This window comes from Mycobacterium sp., from assembly GCF_044223235.1.
GTDB lineage: Bacteria > Actinomycetota > Actinomycetes > Mycobacteriales > Mycobacteriaceae > Mycobacterium.
On the sequence record NZ_JBGAME010000002.1, the window covers coordinates 401,501 to 419,690 of the forward strand.

Below are 18,190 nucleotides of genomic sequence, written 5' to 3' on the forward strand. Positions count from 1 at the left end.
AGGCCTAGCCGTGCACGTCGCTGGCGACCTCGCTGGGTAACAGCAAATTGACCGGGCGGGCCAGCATGGTTGCGGCGGTGCGCCCCCGCAACTCCACCGTCTCGCCGACATCCCATCGCAGCGCCTCGGCGTCCAGCGCACCGGCCACAGCGATCGCCGACGCCAGCACGCGGCCCTCCTCGACCTTGGCCAGCTCGGTCAAGCGCGCGGCCTCGTTCACCGGGTCGCCGATCACGGTGTACTCGAACCGCGCCTTGGCCCCGATGTGCCCGGCGATGGCCCGCCCGGCCGAAACACCGATGCCGAAGTCGATCTGGCCGAGAACCTTGATGAGTTCGTCGTGCAGTTCGCGCGACGCCGCCAGGGCAGCGCCGCACGCATCGGGATGCTCGATCGGGGCACCGAAGATCGCCAGCGCGGCGTCACCCTGGAACTTGTTGACGAACCCGCCGTGCCGGTTGACGGTGTCGACGACGACGCGGAAGAAGTCGTTGAGCAGGCTGACCACGTCGGCGGCCCCGATCGTCGCGGCCAGCTGCGTCGAGCCCACCAGGTCGACGAACAGCACCGCGACGTCACGTTCCTGCCCGCCGAGCTCGGTGCCGCGTTCCAGCGCCCGGCGGGCGACGTCCTCGCCCACGTAGCGACCGAACAGGTCACGCAGCCGCTGCCGCTCGGAAAGGTCGCGAACCATGTCGTTGAACCCGGCCTGCAGCAGGCCGAGCTCGCTGGCGTCGTAGATCTGCATGTGCGCGTTGTAGTTGCCGCGCTGTACCTCGCCAAGCGCCCACCGCAGCTGGCGCAGCGGGTCCGCGATCGACATCGCCACCAGCACGGTGCCGGCCAGCCCGATGATCAGCGCCGCGACGGCCAACAACAGCAGCGGTGTGATGAGCTTGTCCGCCGGAGCGGTGAGGATCTCGAACTTGCTGGCCACCAGCGCGAGCACGATGGCCAGCACCGGCACACCGGTGGAAAGCACCCAGGTGAGCACCTGGCGCTGGATGACACCGGGCGCGTGGAAGTTCTCCGGCACACCGCTGCGCAGCGCGGCCACCGCCACCGGACGCAGCACCCGCTCGGACTGCAGGTAGCCGATGATCGCCGTCGCCGTCGCGCCGAGGCCTACGGCGACCGCGACGACCGGCGCCGACCGGCTGGCCACCGGCCAGCTGGCCACGATGAACACCACCGAGCCAAGGCACCAGTTGGTGACGCTGATGACCGATCGGTAGAACGGCATCTTCAGTGCGCGCACCCGGGCCAGGTCGGTCAGCGCGGGGTCGCCCTCACCGAACAGGGTGTCGCGGCGTTGCCAGCGGATCACCGGGACGAGCAGTTTGAGACTCAGGTACGCCCCGACGGAGAACGATACGACGAGGTAGCCGACGAAGATCGCCAAGTTGAAGCCCGGCAGGTCCTGCAGCTGGACCCGGTCCTCCGGCGGAAGCCCGAAACGAAGGAAACCCAGCACGAACAGTGCGCCGATGATGTCGGCCTGCAGCATCCCCAGGGTGAACACCGGCCACGGGGTACGAGCCACCCATCGGGCGAATCCGGTGATTCGCCCGATCGGTATCACCTCCGCGGCCACCTGTTAACCGTATCGGTCCGCGTCGACCTAGCCGACCCACGAACGCCGGTTTGTGTCGGTCCGACCACTACTGTTGGCGGTGATGAGCGGGGTTTTCGGTCGGCTGGTGGGCCAGCGAGCGGTGGAAGAGGAACTCGTCGCCGCCGCGATGGCGGCCCGCGGTGATGCGATTCACACCGTTCCTTCGGGCGTGGCGCCGTCGTCCATGACACACGCGTGGCTGATCACCGGGCCGCCGGGGTCGGGGCGATCCATCGCGGCGCTGTGTTTCGCGGCCGCTCTGCAATGCACCTCCGACGGGATCCCCGGGTGCGGGCACTGCCGCGCCTGTAGTACGACGATGGCAGGCACCCACGCCGACGTGCGGCGGATCATCCCCGAGGGGCTGTCGATCGGGGTGGACGATATGCGCGCCATCGTGCAGATCGCCTCGAGGCGACCGGGGACGGGCCGCTGGCAGATCGTGCTCATCGAGGACGCCGACCGGCTGACCGAGGGGGCGGCCAACGCGCTGCTGAAGGTCGTCGAAGAGCCGCCACAGTCGACGGTGTTCCTGTTGTGCGCGCCGTCGGTGGATCCCGAGGACATCTCGATCACGCTACGGTCGCGGTGTCGGCACGTCGCCCTGGTCACCCCGTCGGTGGAGGCGATCGCGCACGTCCTCAGCGACACCGACGGGCTGGCGGAGCAGGATGCCCGGTGGGCGGCGTCGGTCAGCGGCGGGCACGTCGGGCGTGCCCGCAGGCTGGCCACCGATGAGGAGGCGCGGCAGCGTCGCCAGCGGGCGTTGAGCCTGGCCCGTGACGCGGCCACTCCGTCCCGGGCCTACGCCGCCGCCGAGGAACTCGTGGCCACCGCGGAGGCGGAGGCCAGGGCGCTGACCGAGGGCCGCAACGAGGCCGAGGCCGACGAACTGCGCACCGCGCTCGGGGCCGGCGGCACCGGAAAGGGCACCGCGGGCACCCTGCGGGGCGCCGCCGGGGCGATGAAGGACCTCGAGCGGCGGCAGAAGTCCCGCCAGACCAGGGCGTCGCGTGATGCGCTCGACCGGGCGCTCATCGACCTGGCCAGCTATTTCCGCGACGCGCTGCTGCTCGCGTCGGGTGCCGGTGCCGTCACCGCCAACCACCCCGACATGGCGGAGCGGGCCGCCGCGCTGGCCGCACACGCGTCGCCGGAGCGGCTGCTGCGCTGCATCGAGGCGGTGCTGGAGTGCCGTGAGGCGCTGGCGGTGAACGTGAAGCCGAAGTTCGCCGTGGACGCGATGGTGGCCACCGTCGGTGGGGCGCTGCGGGACTGACTTGGGCGGCCGGGCGCGTCTGCCGTAGACTCGTGCCGCCCGCCATCCGGTGGTGAGGTGCGCCGCCTTAGCTCAGTCGGTAGAGCGATTCACTCGTAATGAATAGGTCGGGGGTTCGATTCCCCCAGGCGGCTCCACATTCCCTGCGCCCGGCTGATCGCCGACGGCTTCTTCGGGCCAGCTGATCGCCGACGGTAACGCCACGGTGGGATTTGGCGCCGGATCCCGCCCTGACGTTCCTCTCGGCGAAGACGGGCGAGACTCGGAACCTGCTCCCGGCTTGGTCTACCGGGGCGCGAGGAACCCGACCGGTCCGGACGCGAGGCACACCGACAGCGCAGTGGTGGTGGCGTCCACGGTGATCGCGTCCCCCGCGCCCGCCAGGCGGACGAAGACTCGGTTCAGCCCGGGATGTACCGGCACCTTCGTCGCGGGCCCTTCCGTCAGCGACATGGTCATCGACCCCTCGGTGTTGGCCAGATAGTTGATCTCGGCCGTCCAGTCCGCCGGAAGCAGGGGACCGTCCAGCGGCATCCGGACCGGGAAGTCCGGCTGAACCAGGTAACCACACTGCTGCGTGGGGCCAGGGTCGATCGTGCGCACCCAGGTGACCTTGGCATCCACCAGGTGTCCAGCGCTGTCGAGCATCCGCAGCTCACTGGTCGCGCCTGCGAACTCAGGGCGGTCCCGCAGCAGGGCGAACATGTGGCTGGCCAGGTTCTCCGGCCACGCCACCCGCTGCAGTATCAGCGGGTCGACCTCCTGGTCGAGCAGCGGGGCGTCGGACGCGCGATGCGCCGCGGCCAGCCCCGCCCGCACATTGTGCAGGTAGGACGGCACCGGACTGTCCCGCCACACGCGCAGGAACGTGCCCGTCGAGTACAGGCTGCTGGCGACGAACGCCAGCGCCGCACCGACCACCAAACAGGTGCGCGCCGCCGACGCGTCCAGCCACCGCGTCCCTTCGCGGTTCGGCGCGCAGAAGCCCACCGCGGCCAGCAACGCCAGCACGACGACGAGGTCGGGCAGGTAGCGCAGCGTTTGGGCCAACTCCAGCGCGGTGAACCGTGAGGAGCGCATGAGGTAGATGGGGACCTGGCAGGCGACGGCGTATCCGACCGCCACCAGCCACACCGGCAGGATCCGCCGTTTACGCAGCACCGACACCGCGACGACGGCGATCAGCACCAGCCAGCCGAGCACCATCACGGTGACCGGCGGGGTGGCCCACGGTGATGACGGCGCCCACCGCTGCCAGCTCCACGGGCCGCCGGCCAGACCCGGCACGATGCCGTGAGTGATCGAGCGGGCCAGCAGATCTCCGGTCATCGCCAGGTCGAAGCTCCACCGCTGCTGGTCGACGACGACCAGGTAGACGACGATCCAGGCGGCGGTGAGCGCCAGCGACGCCGTCCACAGGCGCTGTCCGCGCTGCCGCACCGCCCGCACCGGGGAATCGTCGCCCCCGACGTAGCTCACCAGCACCGCCACGGCGAAAGCGACGAACGGGATGACCGCCGCCTTCTCGAAGAACAGCAGGCCCCCGAAGTACACGGCGGCACCGGTGATCGCGTACCGCTTGTTGCCGGTGCGCACCAGCAACAGCGCGTCGGCACATACCCAGGCCAGTGCCGCCAGCATCGGCAGGGAGTTCAGCGCCGCCGCCCACCACGCGAAACCCGGCACCGCGAGCGGGGTGAACAACGCGAACGTCAACGGCACCAGCAGGACGGGACGCCAGCCGAGAAGCACGTGCAGTGCCCGCAGGAGCGCCAGCGACGCCAGCAGCTGCAGCACGATCAGGCTCACTGCGGGGCCGATCCAGTCGAGCGGCGCAACCCGGGTGATCGCACCCGCCAGCAGGAACGCGGCCGGCATGACGTGCCCGTCGTGGTCGTCGAACAGGTAACCGGCGGAGAGCAGGCTCTGGGTTCCCGCCCGGCCGGTCAGGATCAGATCGTCCCAGTAGAAGTAGCCACCGAAGGCGAGTGCCGAGCGAACCAGCAACTGGAGCACGACGAGCGCCGCGGCGACGCAGGCAACACGGTTCACTCCCGCCCGCCGAACCCAGTTCACTCTTGCCGACTGTACGGTTCACAGGAAACTCCAGGGAGCGTCGGTACCGTGACCGGATGCGGACGGTGGTGACGGGCGCGGCCGGATTCATCGGGTCGGCGCTGGTCGACCGCCTCCTTGACGACGGCCACGCGGTCATCGGCGTGGACAACCTGAGCTCCGGCCACGGTGAGAATCTGGGCCGGGCGCAGCGCAGCCCCCACTTCGCATTCGTCGAGGCCGACATCGTCGACGCCGATCTGATCGGGCTGCTCGCCGACGCCCGGCCCGAAGTCGTATTCCACCTCGCCGCGCAGATCTCCGTGCGGCGTTCGGTTGACGACCCGCCCTTCGATGCGACGGTCAACGTGGTCGGCACCGTGCGCCTGGCCGAGGCGGCCCGCCGGGCGGGCGTGCGCAAGGTGGTGCACACCTCGTCGGGCGGAGCGATCTACGGAATACCCCCGGTCTACCCGACCAGTGAGGACATCTCCCCCGATCCGGTGTCCCCATACGCCGCGAGCAAGGTGGCGGGCGAGATTTACCTCAACGCCTTCCGCAACCTCTACGGCCTGGAGTGTTCGCATATCGCGCCGGCCAACGTGTATGGCCCCCGCCAGGATCCGCACGGCGAGGCGGGTGTGGTGGCGATCTTCGCCACGGCGCTGTTGGCGGGCCGGCCGACCAGAATCTACGGCGACGGCGCCGACACCCGCGACTACGTGTTCGTCGACGATGTCGTCGACGCGTTCGTCAAGGCGTCCGGCGAGGGCGGGGGAGGGCGGCGGTTCAACGTCGGCACCGGGGTGGAAACGTCGGTGCGCAGGCTTCACAGCGCCGTCGCGGCGGCCGCAGGCGCCCCCGACCAGCCGGAATTCCTTCCGGCCCGCCTCGGTGACCTCAAGCGGTCGTGCCTGGATTCCGCCAGTGCCGGACGGATGCTGGGTTGGCGGCCGACGATGTCGCTGCACGACGGGGTCAACCGAACGGTGGCCTACTTCAGGGACTCCGGCGCGGGCTCGCGGGCGCTGTCCAGCGCGACGGCGCGCGCCAGTCGGGCGTAGCGCAGCTCGAGTTCCTTGAACCGCATGTAGGTGCTGAGGGTGGTGAACGCGAAGGCGATGATGAGCACATACTCGAGCAGGTCGGTCCCGCGATCGACGCCGACCCAGTTCGCGACGACGGTGGTGTCGTCGGGCCACAGGATCGCGTAGATCCCGGCGACGACGAATAGGACGTAACCGACCTTCACCCAGGCCTTGGTTCGCGCGCTGGAGCGCGACCGCAGCAGGTAGACCAGCAGCACCAGCACCGATCCGATCAGCAGCGGCTGTATCCCGTTCACCGCGCCAACCTCCCCCGCAACAGGCCGTCGAAGGCGATGTTCACCCCGTTCAACAACGGCTGGCCCTTCGACTTCGAATACTCGGTATAAAGGATCTCCACGGGCTCCTCGGTAACCCGCCACCGGTTGTCGCACGCCAGCGCGATGAACTCGCTGGCATGGCTCATCCCGCTCATGGTGATGTCGAGCCCGTCGGCGACCCTCTTGTTGAAGACGCGCAACCCGTTGTGGGCGTCGGTCAGCCCCAGTTTGCGGCTGCGGCGGCTCAGCCGGGCCGCCGAGCGCAGCACCAGCCGCTTCGGCAAGGGCGCGTGATTGACGATCCCCGGGTCGGCGAACCGGGTGCCGATGACCAGGTCGACGTCCTCGGCGATGAGCCGGTCGATCATCCGGACGAGGTCCTTGACCTGATGCTGGCCATCGGCGTCGAAGGTGGCGAACACCCGCGCCCCCGGCTGCCCGCGCGCGTACTCGACACCGGTCTGGATCGCCGCACCCTGGCCCAGATTCACCGGGTGGGTCACGACGTGCGCGCCTGCGGCGAGCGCCACGTCGCCGGTTTCGTCGCGGCTGCCGTCATCCACACAGACGACATGGCTGAAGACGGTCCGAGCATCGGCCACGATATCGCCGATGACACCCGCCTCGTTGAAGGCGGGTATGACGATCCAGACGTCGTGGTAGCGGGTGTCTCCGGTGTCGATGCGCATCAAAGTACACGCTCAACCACCCGATGAGCTGGCAAGCGCGGCCAGGTGGACGGCGATTCCGACCAGCGGTCCGCACAGCAGCGCGACCACCGTGCGGGTTTCCAGATCCATCGGCAACAGCAGTAACAGCACCGCCGCGACGGTGGCGCCCACCCAGCCCGCCGAGTACGCGCGGTGGAGGGCCGCCGCCACCGTCGCAGCGCCGGTCAGCGTCAGCAGGGCGATGGCCAACGCGGCCACCGTGAGCCACGCGAGCAGGGCGCCGTCGGCTCGATAGTCCGCGCCGAAGGCGGTCCGCAGCAGCCACGGCCCCAGCGTGCCCGCGGCCACCACACCGAGCAGGCCGATCCCCGCCACGATCGCCGCAGGCGCGACCAGCGCCCGTAACCGCCCACTGCGCTGGTCGACGAAGTGCGCGATCAGGTTGCCCTGCATCGCGGTCAGCGGCACCATCAGGGGTGCGCGGGTCAACGTGACGGCGAGGATGACCACCCCTCCCGCCGAGCCAAGATCACCCGACGTCGCCTTGAGCAGCACGGGAAACCCCATCACCAGGATCGCGCTGGCACTCGCGGCGGCGATCGAATGCGACGCCCCGCGCAGAAACGTCGCGGTGCTTCCCGGCGTCATCAGGCGTGCCGCCGAGCGCGCCGCAGGCGACACGACCACCAGGATCAGCCAGGCCAGCGAGCCTGCGACGGTGGCCCACAGGAACCCGACCAAGCCCCAGCCCAGCACGAAGGTGGCGACGGCGACGGCCACCCGGATTCCGGCGTCGGTCACCATCAGCGAGCCGTACTGCGTCCAGCGGTTCACCCCGGCCAGCATCCCCAGCAGCGTGGCGTGCAGGCAGAAGCCGGCCAGCCCGGCGCTCAGCAGCGCCACGCTCAGCGGCCGCGATTCGGCGAACACGTGCGGCGACCACAGAGGGGAGGTGAGCGCGATCGAGGCGGCGGCGGCCAGACCGACGACGGCGGCGACCCGCATCGGGTGTGTGCGCGCCGCGGGCTCTGATGTCGCCGCCGGGGCGGCTCCGGGCTCTGATGTCGCCGCCGGGGCGGCTCCGGTCTCGACGTGGTAGGGCGTCGACCGCACCTCTCGCGTCGCCTCCTGAAGCAGGCCGTTGGCCGCGCCCGTCACCAGCCCGAAGGCACCCCAGAACACGCCGAACACCGAGAAGCCGGCCGGCTCGAGGTCGCGCGCCGCCAAGTACAGCACCGCATATCCGCAGACCGCGGTGACCGCGGTGGCAACTCCGACCCGGGCGACACTGCCGCGGGCGGCAGGTCCAGCCCCGCCGCGGGCGGCAGGTCCAGCCCCGCCGCGGGCGGCAGGTCCAGCCCCGCCGCGGGCGGCAGGTCCGGCCCCGCCCGCACCAAGCGGGTCCAGCGGCGCAGCCGCGTCGGTCACGTCCCCGAATCCAGCGGGGGCAGGGCCGTCGAGAATAGCCATGTCTGCCACAGCCGACGCAGCGAATCGTTGGTGTACCCGGCCGCCAGCCCCGTGAAGTCGTCGGTGAAAACCGTGCCGTGCCGGTGACGCGTCGTCCAATCCTGCAGCAGCGCGAAGAAGCGCTTGTCGCCGATGCGACTGCGCAGCGCGTGCAGGGTCAGCGCCCCCCGCTTGTACACCCGGTCGTCGAACATGTCGCGCGGTCCAGGATCCGCCAGCAGCAGATCCTGCGGCAGACCCGCCAGCCGCTGATGGTAATAGCGCGCGAGCTCGTGGGCCGACCGGCCGCCGGAATGCTCCGACCACAGCCATTCCGCGTAGCAGGCGAAGCCCTCGTGCAGCCAGATGTCGCGCCAGCGCCGGGCGGTGACCGAGTTGCCGAACCACTGATGGGCCAGCTCGTGGGCGATCAGCCGTTCCGCGCTGCGTTTGCCGTCGCAATGGTTGGCGCCGAAGATCGAGATGCCCTGCGCCTCGAGGGGTATCTCCAGGTCATCGTCGGTCACCACCACCGTGTACCCCGTCGACAGCGGATACGGTCCGAACAGCTTCACGAATAGCTTCATCATCTGCGGCTGCCTGCCGAAATCGTGCTCGAAGTTGCGGCGCAACCGCTCGGGCAACGCCGCATACATCTGCACGGGCGCCTTGGGTAACCTGATCGGCTCGTACATGCCGATCTGCAGCGTGATCAGGTACGTCGACGTCGGTTCGGCCAGCTCGTACGTCCACACCGTCTGCGCGGCACGCACCCGCCGCGACAGCAGGTGGCCGTTGGCGACCGCCCGGTACGGGCTGTCGGTGCTGATCTGGATGCGGTAGCTGGCCTTCGAGCTGGGATGGTCGTCGCAGGGGAACCAGGATGCGGCGCCGTTCGGCTGGCCGGCCACCAGGGCGCCGTTCGAAAGCTCCTCGAAACCGACCTCACCCCAGTACGTTTCGATGGGCCGGGGAGCGCCGCTGTAGCGGACCGTGATCGACATCGCCGCACCCGCGGGCAGCGGGGACGACAGCGTGATGTGCAGCTTGCCGCCCGAACAGCCGAAATGTGACGGGCGCCGGCCATTGACCGACACCTTCGACACCGCCAGCGCCGGGGACAGGTCCAGCGTGAAGGTGCGTAGCTCGGCCAGCGTCACGGCCGTGACGATCACCGTCCCCGAGAGCCGGTTGATGGAGACCTTGTACTCCAGGTCGAGTTCGTAGCGTGACACCCGGTAGCCGAAGTTGCCGTTGGCAGGCAGATAGGGGTCGATCACGGGTGGCACAGATCCCTGGCCAGCCCGCTGCTTACCCGCCTCCTGACCGGGGCGCCTGCCCCGGTCGCCCGCCTTGGCCGGTGACGACTTCTTCGACCTCGTCACGCGGCGGATTCCTTGGCGGCCTTGCCGGGGGGTCGCTCGGAATCCTTCTTGCGGAAGACGTTCCACGGCGCGATGGGGTTGCCCTGCCAGCGCGTCGACGGGGGGACCTCGTCGCCGCGCATGACCAGCGACCCAGGACCCACGGTCGCTCCGGCTCCCAACCGGGCCGCGGGCAGCGCCACGCAGTGGGTGCCCAGAGTGGATCCCTCCTCGAGCACCACGGTATCCAGCCGCATGATGCGGTCATGGAACAGGTGCGTCTGCACCACGCAGCCGCGGTTCACGGTGGCGCCCTTGGCCAGGGTGACCAGATCCGCTTCGGGCAACCAATAGGTCTCGCACCAAACACCGGATCCGATCGACGCGCCGAGCGCCCGCAGCCAGACGTTCATCACCGGGGTGCCACTGGCCGCACGCGCGAACCAGGGCGCCGCCACCGTCTCGACGAACGTGTCGGACACCTCGTTGCGCCATACGAACGAGGACCACAGCGGATGCTCCACCGCCCGGATGCGTCCCACCACGACCCACTTGGCGACGACGGCAACGGTGCCCGCGACCGCGCCCGCAACAAGCAGCACCACACCGCTGGCCACCACCGCCCACAGATAACCGAATGACAGCGCGAGGGCCTGCAGGGCGGCCAGCACCGCCACCCCGATTGAGAACGTCACGACCACCGGGATCAGTCGGCAGGTTTCGACCGCGCCGCGCATGGCCTTGAGCCGCATCGACGGGTGGAAGGTCCTCAGTACGTCGGCGGCGGTGGGCTGGCGGCGCAGCCGTACCGGTGGACTGCCCAGCCACGACGACCCGGCCTTGGCCTTGTGGGGCGTCGCCGACAGCACGGCCACCAAACCGTCGTCGGGCACCTTGCGCCCCGGTTGGGTGATGCCGGAATTGCCGAGGAAGGCGCGTTTACCGATGGTGGCCTTGGCCACGTGGATCCAGCCACCGCCGAGCTCGTAGGAAGCCACCATGGTGTCGTCGGCTAGGAACGCGCCGTCCTGGACGACGGTGAACTTCGGGGTGAACAGGGCGGTCGATATCTCGGTGCCGCGCCCGACCTTGGCGCCGAGAATCCGCAGCCACCACGGCGTGAGCAGGCTGGCGTACAGCGGGAACAGGTAGTTGCGGGCGGCGTCCATCAGGCGTTCGGTGGCCCACAGTTGCCATCCGATGCGGCTGCGCACGGGGTGGTAGCCCTCACGTACCCACAACGACAGCAACCGCACCCCGACCACCGTCATGGCGGCGTAGGACAGCAGGGCGGCAAGGGTGGCCGCCGGGATCCAGGCCAGCGCGGGCAGGATGGCGTCACGCGGTGTGGCCGTGTCCCGGATCGCCCATGCGAGCACCGCCAGACCCACCCCGAGGGCGGCCAGCGGGACGGCGCCTAGAACCATCGACGTCACGCCGTACACGCCGACCCACAGCGGCGCCCGAGGCGGCCGGTAGTCCGGCCAGGGGTGACGGGCCTTGCCGGACTTGACCGCGGGCGAGCCCTTCCAGAACTGGCCGTTCTTCACCTTGCCGACCACCGCCGAGCCCGGCGCGACGTCGGCGTCCTTGCCGATCACGGCACCGGGCAACAAGGTGGTTCTGGCGCCGATCGTCGCGTCGTTGCCGACGGTGATCGCGCCGACGTGGAAGTGGTCGCCGTCGATCCAGTGTCCGGAGAGATCGACCTCCGGCTCGATGGAGCAGCGGTGGCCGAGTTTGAGCATCCCGGTCACCGGGGGAGCCGAGTGCAGGTCGACGCCCTTGCCGACGGTGTTGCCGAGCGCCCGCGCGTAGTACACCATCCACGGCGCACCGGCCAGGTTCTCCGCACCGCTGGCCTCGGCGAGGCGTTCGGCCACCCACACCCGCAGGTGTTCGGGGCCGCCGCGGCGATAGGTGCCAGGCTCCAGGCCCGTCAGCAGCATGCGGGCGAACAGCACCGCGATGGCCATCCTGCCCAGCGGCGAGATGAACAGCACGAACCCGGCCGCGACCCACCACCAACTCAACGTCGCCGCCCACGGGACGAGGCCAAACGCCGCCGCGACGTTGTTGAGCCCGGCCAGCCAGACGACCCACTGCAGACCCGTCAGGGTGGCCAGCGGCAGCGACAGCGCCGCCTGCAGGGCCTGGGTCGCAAACGGTGTCGGCCGCACCACCCGGGTTTCGACGGCGGGCGGCGGTGCCAGTTCATCGAGGTACCCGGCCAGTGAGCCGAGGCGCGGATGGTCGTAGAGGTCGGCAACGGTCACCTGCGGGTAGCGCTGACGCAGCGCCGCCACCAGCTGCGCCGCCGACAGCGAGCCGCCGCCCAGTGCGAAGAAATCCGCCTCGGGGCCGTCGATCGGGGCGGCCAGCACGTTGCGCCACAGTGTCGCCAGCCAGCCCATGGTGCCGCCGAGGTCAGGCGAGGCGTCCTCGTCGGACTCGCCGGGGGGCGGCCACGGCAGCGCGTCGCGATCGACCTTGCCCGACGTCCGGGTCGGCAGCTCGTCGACGAGGACCAGTCGCGGCACCAGCGCTGCGGGCAGCGATTCGGACAACGCGACCCGCGCCCTCGCCAGGTCGAACGCCGGATCGGCGCTTGCGATATAGCCGACGAGCAGCGGGGTGCCGCTGGCCGTGCGCCGCACCGCCGCCGCGCCGCCGCTCACCCCGGGCAGATGCACGAGGGCGGAATCCACCTCACCCAGCTCGATGCGGCGCCCGCCCACCTTGACCTGGTCGTCGGCGCGGCCGACGAAATACAGACCCTCCGGTTCCAGCCGCACCAGGTCGCCGCTGCGGTAGGCACGCGACCAGGCCAGAGTCGGCATGGCGGCGTACTTCTCGGCGTCCTTGTCCGGGTCGAGGTAGCGGGCCAGGCCGACGCCGCCGATGACGAGCTCGCCCGTCTCTCCCATCGCGACCGGTTGGCCGTCCTTGCCGATCACCGCGAGGTCCCATCCCGGCAGGGGCAGCCCGATGCTCACCGGGCTCTTTCCATCGAGCTTGGCCAGGCACGCGACCACGGTGGCCTCGGTGGGGCCGTAGGTGTTCCACACCTCCCGCAGCGCGCCGTCCTCTCCGGAGGCCAGCCGCTCGGCGAGCTCGGGCGGGCAGGCCTCGCCGCCGAAGATCAGCAGCCGCACCGCCTCGAGCGCCTCAGCCGGCCACAGCGCGGCCAGGGTCGGCACCGTCGACACCACGGTGATGTCCCGCGACACCAGCCACGGCCCGAGGTCCATGCCGCTGCGCACCAGCGATCGCGGGGCCGGGACCAGGCAGGCGCCGTGCCGCCAGGCCAGCCACATCTCTTCGCAGGACGCGTCGAACGCCACGGACAGGCCGGCCAGCACCCGATCGCCGGGTCCCAGCGGATTGCCCTGGAGAAACTTTTGCGCTTCGGCGTCGACGAACGCGGCGGCGTTGCGGTGCGACACGGCGACGCCCTTCGGGGTCCCCGTCGACCCGGACGTGAAGATGATCCACGCGTCGTCGCGGCTGAGCGGGGCCGCCGCGCGCCAGCCGCGCGACGTCCCTGGGCCGCGAACCAGACCCTGCTCGGTGATTACGGCGACCACCTGCGCCTCCCCGAACACCAGCCGGGCGCGCTCCTCGGGGTCGTCGGCGTCCACCGGCACGTACGCCGCACCCGCCGCCAGCGTCGACAGGATCGCCACGTAGAGCGCATAACTGCCGGACGGCATCCGGATGCCGATCCGGTCGCCGCGACCGACGCCCCGGGCGGCCAGCCACCCGACGCTGTCCTCGATATCGGCGATGAGTTCGGCGTAGGTGAGTTGCACCGTTCCGTCGTCAAGGGCGGGGGCGTCGGGGTAGCGCCCCGCCGTCTCGTAGAGGACGTCGATGAGGGTGCGCGGCTCAGGGGCGAACGGCGAGAGCACGTACTGAGCGGGAATTCCAGGCCCAGACACCGAGGCTGTCACCAGTACAAGCTACTAAGCCGCCCGCCGTGGTGGGGCGCGGCGCGCAACCATCTCCGAACGGCGTGTGATCCGATTGCGCCGACCCCGCGCAGCCAGCCGTTGGGCGGGTGTGGCGAAGGTCACGATTTCGCAAAGGGCGCTTCATAATGCACACTTGTCTCCGGAGGGGAGTATTCCTTCGCCGCGGTGTCGTCATCACATCTGTCCGCCCATCGGACGATCGGTGCTGCGGGCTGACGCGCCGCAGTGCACTTCAGTGGAAGAGACCTCCGGCGTTTTTTTGACGACCGGAGGCTTAGTACATGAATGTGACCGCACTGGAGTGGGGCATCACCCTCGGTGTGACGATCGCGGTCCTGTTATTCGACGTCGTCGTGATCGGGCGACGAGCGCACGAGCCGACGATGCGGGAATGCGCGATCTACCTTTCCGTCTATGTCGGGCTCGCCATCGCCTTCGGCATCTGGGTGTGGAACTTCCACGACCGCCAGTACGGGTTGGAGTTCTTCGCAGGTTGGCTGACCGAGTACAGCCTCTCGATCGACAACCTGTTCATCTTCATCATCATCATGGCCAGCTTCAAGGTGCCCAAGATGTACCAGCAGCAGGCGCTGCTCGTCGGAATCATCCTGGCCCTGATCTTCCGCGGCATCTTCATCGCGCTCGGTGCGGTGGCGATCGAGAACTTCTCGTGGATCTTCTACATCTTCGGCGCGTTCCTGGTGTACACCGCGGCCAAGCTGGTCAAGGACACCGACCACGACGACGACGCCGAGAACAAGATCGTCAAATTCGCGCGGACCCACTTCCAGTTCACCGACAAGTGGGATGGCCTGAAGCTGTGGATGAACGAGAACGGCAAGCGCGTGATGACGCCGATGTTCCTCGTCATCGTCGCCCTTGGCACCACCGACCTGCTGTTCGCGCTTGACTCGATTCCGGCGATCTACGGCCTGACCCGCGAGCCCTACCTGGTGTTCACCGCCAACGTGTTCGCCCTGATGGGCCTGCGCCAGCTGTACTTCCTGCTCGGCGACCTGCTGGACCGGCTGGTGTACCTGTCGCAGGGCCTGGCGTTCATCCTGTTCTTCATCGGCGTGAAGCTGATCCTGCACGCGCTGCACGAGAACGAGCTTCCGTTCATCAACGGCGGCGAGGGTGTGCACGTACCCGAGATCCCGACGCTGTGGAGCCTCGGCGTGATCATCCTGACGCTGTTCATCACGATGATCGCCAGCCTGGTCAAGACCAGGATGTCCAGCTCCGGCGATTCTGCTCCGGCTGAGCGCAACCACTGACCTCGGCGCCGCGCGTCCGTAGCGTCGGATGCGTGGTCGATGGTCAACGAGGTGGCGTGCGGGTGTTCGTCGACGCCGCCGCATGGCAGGAGCTGACGTCCGGCGACCGGCAGGCGGTGCGCGTGGCGGCCCGCGATCTGCAGCAGGCGCGACGCAAGCGGGCACAGGTCCGGGCGGGTCGCGACGACGTGTCGGTCATTCTCGACATCGTCGTCGCGGTCGCGGCCGACTTCCGCTCCGCGCTCGCCGCGGTGGACACCTCGGGGACGGTGCACTACGCGGGCACGGTGGACGGGCTGGCCGGGTTGGTCGGCGACATCGTGTCGGCGGGTGTCGCCGACGGGGTGACGCTGATCGCGGCGTCACCGCGTCAGGAACCGCAGACCCTGCAGAACCTAGCCCGCGACGTCCTCGACCACCTGGCGCTGAGGGGTCGGGCCCGGGCGTCTTAGCGGGCGGCCTCCCGGACCAGCTGGGCGTACCGCGCGGTGCGCCTGTTCCCGAGCGTGCCGTCCCCCATCTTGTTCATCACGTAGGCGAATGTGGTGCGGCGCCGCGGATACATCGCGATGAGCGAACCGCCCCAGCCGCCCCAGAAGCAGCCGCGGCCTTCGGTCAGGGCGAAGCCGATGCCGAAGCGCACCGGCGCACCCAGCACCAGGTCGACCCCGTTGGACTGCTCCCGGAAGATCAGGTCGATCGTGTCCTGGCTCAGCAACCGCACGCCGTTGACCGAGCCGCCCCGCGAGATCGGTGACAGGGCACGGACCAGTGATCGTGCATTGCCGTGGCCGTTGCTCGCACCGATGTCTGCACCCCGCCACGCGGCGCTGTGCGCCACCGCGACCGACGCCGCGTCGGGCGGGACGGCGGCGAAGGTCCTGCGCCGGAGGTGATCCTCGGGCCGGGCGTCACGGGGTGTTCGAGCAGGCGCACGGGGTATTAGAGCAGGCGGTGGGATCAACTCGGCGATGCGGTGCTCGTCGCCCGCGCGGGCGCCGATCTGGACATCGGCGTGCACCGGTTCGGCGATCTCGCGGTGCACGAAATCTTTGAGGGTGATGCCGGTGACCCGGCGGAGCAGTTCGCCGACCAGGTGACCGTAGTTGACGGCGTGGTAGCCCGACGCCGAGCCGGGCGGCCACCAAGGCGCCTGCCGCGCCAGGTGGGCGGTGGACTTCTCCCAGTCGTAGATGTCCTCCAGCGTGAACGGAGGTTCCCAGCCCGACACGCCCGATGTGTGCGCGAGGAGATGACGCACCTGGATCCGATGCTTCCCGTTGGCGGCGAATTCGGGCCAGTATTCGGCCACCGGCGCGAACGGGTCGAGCAGCCCGCGATCGACCACCATCAGGGCGGCCAGTGCGGTCAGCGTCTTGGTGCAGGACCAGAAATTGACGATGGTGTTCTGCGACCACTCGACCGTCCGCGCCGCGTCGGCGTGACCGGCCCAGATGTCCACCACCAGATCGCCGTCGATGTCGACGGCGATCGAGGCGCCGAGTTCGGCGCCGCTGTCGACCTCGTCGGCCAGTGCGGCGGCGACGTCGGCGAACCGCGGGTCACAGTGACCGTGCACGAGACTCATCGGGAGTGCGGAACGGGTGTCACCGGTACCACCTGCAGGACACGGTGAGGACAGGCAGGATCGTTGGCGACAGACACGGGTTCTCCTCCGCTGGTATGTACGTACCGTAGGCCCCCGGTAGGTCTCCGATATCCCACGATGATTCCCCACGATGATTCCCACGATGAGGAGTGCGCTTCGTTGAGGCAGTTTCGTTATTGCGTGGTCGGCGCCGGAATCGTCGGCCTGTCGACGGCTTATCACCTGTTGTCGAACGAGCCGGACGCCACGGTGGTGGTGCTGGAGGCGGAGGGGGCCGTCGCCGGCCACCAAACCGGTCACAACAGCGGTGTGATCCATTCCGGGATCTACTACGAGCCCGGCAGCCTCAAGGCGCGACTGTCCAAGGCGGGCGAACAGGCCACCAAGGAGTTCTGCCGAGAACACGGCATCGCCTTCGAGGAGTGCGGAAAGCTCATCGTTGCAACCAACCAGCTGGAGTTGTCCCGGATGGACGCCCTCGAGCAGCGCGCCGCGGTCAACGGCATCGAGTGCCGTCGGCTGGACCGCGACGAATTGACCGCGCTGGAACCCAATGTGACCGGTGTCGGAGCGCTGCACCTGCCGAGGACCGGCATCGTCGACTACCGCACGATCTCGACGACGCTGGCGGAGCTGATGTCTGGTGACCGGGGTGAGCTGCGGCTGAACACCAGGGTCACCGGTATCGCCGAAATGTCCGACCGAGTGGTGGTATCCGCTGCGGGACAGACGTTAACGTGCGATCGGCTGATCGTCTGCGGTGGCCTGCAATCCGACCGGCTGGCGGAGATGGCGGGTCTGCGGCCCGACGTGCAGATCGTCCCGTTCCGGGGTGAGTACTTCAAGCTCCCCACGAGCAGGGCGGGATTCGTGCGGTGTTTGATCTATCCCGTCCCCGATCCGGAGCTGCCGTTCCTCGGGGTCCATCTGAGCCCGACGATCAACGGCGACATCACCGTTGGGCCGAGCGCCATCCTGGGTCTGGCACGCGAGGGTTATCCCAAGATGTCGGTCAGCCCGCGGGATGTGGCGCGGATGGCCGCATTTCCCGGGTTGTGGCGCGTCGCCCGGTCCAATGTCGGCCTGGGGCTCAGGGAGATTCGCAATTCCATGTTCAAGGGGAGCTACCTGACCGAGTGCCGCAAGTACGCGCCCGCATTGACGAAGGCGGATCTGCTGCCGTACCCGGCGGGCATTCGGGCCCAGGCGGTGCGCAGGGATGGGACCCTCGTGCACGACTTCGTCATCGAGAAGACGGATCGGATGGTGCACGTGCTGAATTCGCCGTCGCCAGCGGCCACCGCAGCGCTGCCGATCGGCGCCCACATCGCCGCGGCGGTCACCCAGCTCGATTGAATCCCCGTGGTGGGCTGTCAGCCGGTTGCAATCGCAGATCCGGTCGGTCCTCCGGGCCGGTGACGGCCCGAAGGTGACCGCGAACGTGACGTGCTACGGATATCGGGCAGTTACCGGCGCCGGCGGCCGCCCGTTCGACGAACGCCGGCGTCGTGGCGTCGCGTCTGCTTCGCCG

The 18,190-nt window shown here is 69.3% G+C and carries 13 protein-coding genes and 1 tRNA gene; 6 read left to right on the forward strand and 8 right to left on the reverse strand.

The window, feature by feature from the left end; genetic code table 11:
• Nucleotides 1-4: 4 nt before the first annotated feature.
• Nucleotides 5-1,594, reverse strand: coding sequence for an adenylate/guanylate cyclase domain-containing protein (locus ADBZ6K_RS04990; protein ID WP_526344734.1), 1,590 nt, complete (start codon nt 1,592-1,594; stop codon nt 5-7).
• An 82-nt stretch (nt 1,595-1,676) separates the two neighbouring features.
• On the opposite strand from ADBZ6K_RS04990, the gene ADBZ6K_RS04995 reads away from it, so the two are divergent.
• Together ADBZ6K_RS04995 and ADBZ6K_RS05000 are read left to right on the forward strand one after the other, a co-directional pair.
• Nucleotides 1,677-2,894: a DNA polymerase III subunit delta' gene (locus ADBZ6K_RS04995; protein WP_526344735.1), complete on the forward strand. Its 1,218-nt coding sequence runs from the start codon at nt 1,677-1,679 to the stop codon at nt 2,892-2,894.
• Nucleotides 2,895-2,955: 61 nt separating this feature from the next.
• A tRNA-Thr gene (locus ADBZ6K_RS05000) sits at nt 2,956-3,031 on the forward strand.
• A 148-nt stretch (nt 3,032-3,179) separates the two neighbouring features.
• Here ADBZ6K_RS05000 and ADBZ6K_RS05005 read toward each other — a convergent pair.
• A complete protein-coding gene (locus tag ADBZ6K_RS05005; protein ID WP_526344890.1) occupies nt 3,180-4,946 on the reverse strand; it encodes a hypothetical protein in 1,767 nt (588 codons plus the stop codon).
• An 80-nt stretch (nt 4,947-5,026) separates the two neighbouring features.
• Between ADBZ6K_RS05005 and ADBZ6K_RS05010 the strand changes: the two genes are divergently transcribed.
• On the forward strand, nt 5,027-6,013 hold the full coding sequence (locus tag ADBZ6K_RS05010) for an NAD-dependent epimerase/dehydratase family protein (protein ID WP_526344736.1): 987 nt from the start codon (nt 5,027-5,029) through the stop codon (nt 6,011-6,013).
• Here the strand turns inward: ADBZ6K_RS05010 and ADBZ6K_RS05015 are convergent.
• From ADBZ6K_RS05015 to ADBZ6K_RS05035, 5 genes are all read right to left on the reverse strand, one after another.
• Nucleotides 5,944-6,294 (reverse strand): DUF2304 domain-containing protein, encoded by a 351-nt coding sequence (locus ADBZ6K_RS05015; protein ID WP_526344737.1) that lies wholly within the window; start codon nt 6,292-6,294, stop codon nt 5,944-5,946. The genes ADBZ6K_RS05010 and ADBZ6K_RS05015 overlap by 70 nt on opposite strands.
• Nucleotides 6,291-7,004 carry a polyprenyl-phospho-N-acetylgalactosaminyl synthase PpgS gene (gene ppgS, locus ADBZ6K_RS05020; protein ID WP_526344738.1) on the reverse strand — a complete coding sequence of 238 codons (714 nt, stop codon included), beginning with the start codon at nt 7,002-7,004 and terminating at the stop codon, nt 6,291-6,293. The genes ADBZ6K_RS05015 and ppgS overlap by 4 nt, the downstream gene beginning before the upstream one ends.
• Nucleotides 7,005-7,016: 12 nt before the next feature.
• Complete coding sequence (locus ADBZ6K_RS05025) at nt 7,017-8,414, reverse strand: hypothetical protein (protein ID WP_526344739.1); 1,398 nt, start codon at nt 8,412-8,414, stop codon at nt 7,017-7,019.
• Nucleotides 8,411-9,724, reverse strand: coding sequence for a M1 family metallopeptidase (locus ADBZ6K_RS05030; protein WP_526344891.1), 1,314 nt, complete (start codon nt 9,722-9,724; stop codon nt 8,411-8,413). The genes ADBZ6K_RS05025 and ADBZ6K_RS05030 overlap by 4 nt, the downstream gene beginning before the upstream one ends.
• 92 nt (nt 9,725-9,816) lie before the next feature.
• A complete protein-coding gene (locus ADBZ6K_RS05035; RefSeq protein ID WP_526344892.1) occupies nt 9,817-13,755 on the reverse strand; it encodes a Pls/PosA family non-ribosomal peptide synthetase in 3,939 nt (1,312 codons plus the stop codon).
• A 299-nt stretch (nt 13,756-14,054) separates the two neighbouring features.
• Between ADBZ6K_RS05035 and ADBZ6K_RS05040 the strand changes: the two genes are divergently transcribed.
• Nucleotides 14,055-15,050 (forward strand): TerC family protein, encoded by a 996-nt coding sequence (locus ADBZ6K_RS05040; RefSeq protein WP_526344740.1) that lies wholly within the window; start codon nt 14,055-14,057, stop codon nt 15,048-15,050.
• Between the two features lie 56 nt (nt 15,051-15,106).
• Nucleotides 15,107-15,502 (forward strand): hypothetical protein, encoded by a 396-nt coding sequence (locus ADBZ6K_RS05045; protein WP_526344893.1) that lies wholly within the window; start codon nt 15,107-15,109, stop codon nt 15,500-15,502.
• Here ADBZ6K_RS05045 and ADBZ6K_RS05050 read toward each other — a convergent pair.
• Complete coding sequence (locus ADBZ6K_RS05050; RefSeq protein ID WP_526344741.1) at nt 15,499-16,638, reverse strand: serine hydrolase domain-containing protein; 1,140 nt, start codon at nt 16,636-16,638, stop codon at nt 15,499-15,501. The two genes, ADBZ6K_RS05045 and ADBZ6K_RS05050, sit on opposite strands and share 4 nt — an antisense overlap.
• A gap of 180 nt (nt 16,639-16,818) precedes the next feature.
• On the opposite strand from ADBZ6K_RS05050, the gene lhgD reads away from it, so the two are divergent.
• Entirely contained in the window at nt 16,819-18,015 is a 1,197-nt protein-coding gene (gene lhgD, locus ADBZ6K_RS05055) for an L-2-hydroxyglutarate dehydrogenase (RefSeq protein WP_526344742.1), read from the forward strand.
• Nucleotides 18,016-18,190 lie beyond the last annotated feature (175 nt).

What these genes read in the sequence shown, in the direction of transcription:
- ADBZ6K_RS04995 (WP_526344735.1), top strand. Translation starts at nt 1,677, where the DNA reads ATGAGCGGGGTTTTCGGTCGGCTGGTGGGCCAGCGAGCGGTGGAAGAG.
- ADBZ6K_RS05010 (WP_526344736.1), top strand. Translation starts at nt 5,027, where the DNA reads ATGCGGACGGTGGTGACGGGCGCGGCCGGATTCATCGGGTCGGCGCTG.
- ppgS (WP_526344738.1), bottom strand. Translation starts at nt 7,004, where the DNA reads ATGCGCATCGACACCGGAGACACCCGCTACCACGACGTCTGGATCGTC.
- ADBZ6K_RS05040 (WP_526344740.1), top strand. Translation starts at nt 14,055, where the DNA reads ATGAATGTGACCGCACTGGAGTGGGGCATCACCCTCGGTGTGACGATC.
- ADBZ6K_RS05050 (WP_526344741.1), bottom strand. Translation starts at nt 16,638, where the DNA reads ATGAGTCTCGTGCACGGTCACTGTGACCCGCGGTTCGCCGACGTCGCC.